The sequence below is a fragment of the Streptococcus sp. DD04 genome (genome assembly GCF_001578725.1).
Classification (GTDB): Bacteria; Bacillota; Bacilli; order Lactobacillales; family Streptococcaceae; genus Streptococcus; species Streptococcus sinensis.
The window spans coordinates 1-2343 of record NZ_KQ968976.1 but is presented as its reverse complement, the minus strand read 5'-3'; the positions used below and the strand labels follow the sequence as shown (position 1 = coordinate 2343).

2 protein-coding genes are annotated in these 2343 nt (G+C 38.2%); both read left to right on the top strand.

The window, feature by feature from the left end:
- The coding region (locus STRDD04_RS00010) for a lysozyme family protein (RefSeq protein WP_197460053.1) at positions 1-368 on the top strand (368 nt) is incomplete at its 5' end.
- A 255-nt stretch (positions 369-623) separates the two neighbouring features.
- A partial coding sequence (locus tag STRDD04_RS00005; protein WP_231853847.1) for a SpaA isopeptide-forming pilin-related protein occupies positions 624-2343 on the top strand: 1720 nt, incomplete at its 3' end.

Below are 2343 nucleotides of genomic sequence, written 5' to 3'. Positions count from 1 at the left end.
AAATCAATTCGATTACAGACAATAAAGAAAGCGTCCGTCAAGGGATTCAGACTTTATCAAATAATCTGGAGCTGGCTAGTGAGAAAAAAGTTGATGTCTGGACGGCGGTTCAGGCCTACAATTTTGGTCAGGCTTATATTGACTATGTAGCCACTAATGGCGGTGAAAATACCCTTGAATTAGCTAAAAAATATTCAAAAGAAGTGGTAGCGCCAAGCTTGGGAAATGTAACCGGTAAGACCTACAGTTATTATAACCTGATTTCCATATTTAACGGCCCTGAACTCTATATCAACGGCGGCAATTATTATTATTCCCGTCAGGTTAAAATGAATATGTATATTATTCGCCTTTTAAATTGGTTTTAAAAAGAAAAGTTAGAATGTTCATTTGGCATTCTAACTTTTCTACTTTTGTGTATCGTGAAATATTTTTATTTATTTGTCTCCTCTCAACTAAGAATGAGTCAAAAGTTGACAATTTGTAAAAAAATATAACTTTAAAAGATATGGTTTTCTTATTTGGTTTGAGGTATAATAGTAAAGATTATAATATAAGACGAACATAATATCAATAGTTATGCTCTAAGCTTATAAAAAAATTAGAAGAAGGAGAAATTGATTATGAAGACAAAGAGGTGGATAGGCTTCTTTTTATCTTTATTAGCAACTTTTACTGTTTTAGGATTTTGGAATGTCCAGAGGGTTTCTGCTGCTGATGTTACCGATAAGGCTAAATTCGAGAATTTGAAAGTCACAGTTGCTGAAACTGGGAGTGACTCACACATTATTATCGGTCCAAGCACAAAAACTGTTGAACTAAAGTACTCGGGCGACTTCTCATTTCCTAATGTAGAGGTAAATGATATTAAGCCGGGGGATTACTTTATAGTAAAAGCTCCTGACAATTTGGATTTACAAGATCAGACCCTAGATCTCATCGATAAAAATTCAAATACAACGATGGGGACTGTACAGGTAGATAGCAAGAACCATCAACTGCTTTTCACTTTCAATGACAAGGTTAAGGATAAGCAGAATATCCGTGGGAGCTTTGTTGCGACTGCACAGCAAACAGTTGAAGGAAAGACTAAGAAGGTCACCTACACTCTGCCAGGAGGTATGACGCAAGAAATAACCTTTGAGGTAAAAAAGTATCCTAAGACCCCCCATGAAGGCGAACTGGTTTTTAAAAGTGGTATCAATGATCCGAAATTACCTAGAATTACATGGCATGTGCGGATTAACCGTTCTAAGACGGATATGGGGAACCACACTATTAAAATTACAGATAATATCGGCTTAGGAGCCCTTGCGTCTTATATTGAAAGTTCCTTTGAACTATCTGAAGTAGAGTACGAGACGACAGATACCAACTATGCTGCTTTAAAGCATAGGATTAAAGTGTATAAATTGACAATGGATCCTGAGGAGTATAAAAAGGATCCAGACAACACGGGCTTGCTGACTTTTACAAATGGTAAACGTGGCTTTGAATTGCTCATGCCGACCAATATGGGTACAAAGAGTTTTTACCTAAGATATCTCACCACATCGCCGGCAGATACCTCAGAGGTGAAAAACTCCGCTCAATACTTGTTAGATAACGAACCTCAGTTAATTTGGAAAAAACGGGGAGACACAATCGAAACAAGAACCGAGCACTCTTCAACTCTTAAAACGGTTAAGTCTGTAGGTGCCAACGTTACTGCGGATATTGCTGGTAAGATTAAGATTGTCAAGTATGATGAAGCTGATGCAAACGTTAAACTGGAAGGCGTTGTCTTTGAGATCTTTGAAAAAGACACTAAGAAATTAGTCGACACAGTGACAACAGATAAAGACGGGATTGCTCTTTCAAAGGCTCTCAGTGATGGTAAGTATATCGTCAAAGAAAAGACTCCGAAACCAGGCTATCAGGTAAATAGTCAAGAGTTTGAAGTGGAGATGAAAGATGGAAAAGGTGTTCCCCTCAATATCTCTAACAAACGTGTGACAGTTGACTTTGAAGCAACCAAGACTTGGGTAAACGGAAAAGCAACTGACTACAAAGAAGTCAAACTCGGTTTGTATGTGCACAAAGAAGGACAAACTGTTGCAGATGCAAAACCTGTTACCGGGAACTACACCCCTGAAGTAACCGTGTCGAACGGTGTCTACACTTATAAGTGGAAAAATCAACTACCTAAGTACGATGTCGATGGAACAACGGAATTAGTTTACTCTGTTCGCGAACTTCAAGACCAGACAGATCTTCCTTTGCAAGAAGGAGAGAAGGTTGCAGTTGGCGATAATAACTACATCGTATCTTACAATGCAGACAAGACTCAAGTAACCAATACGT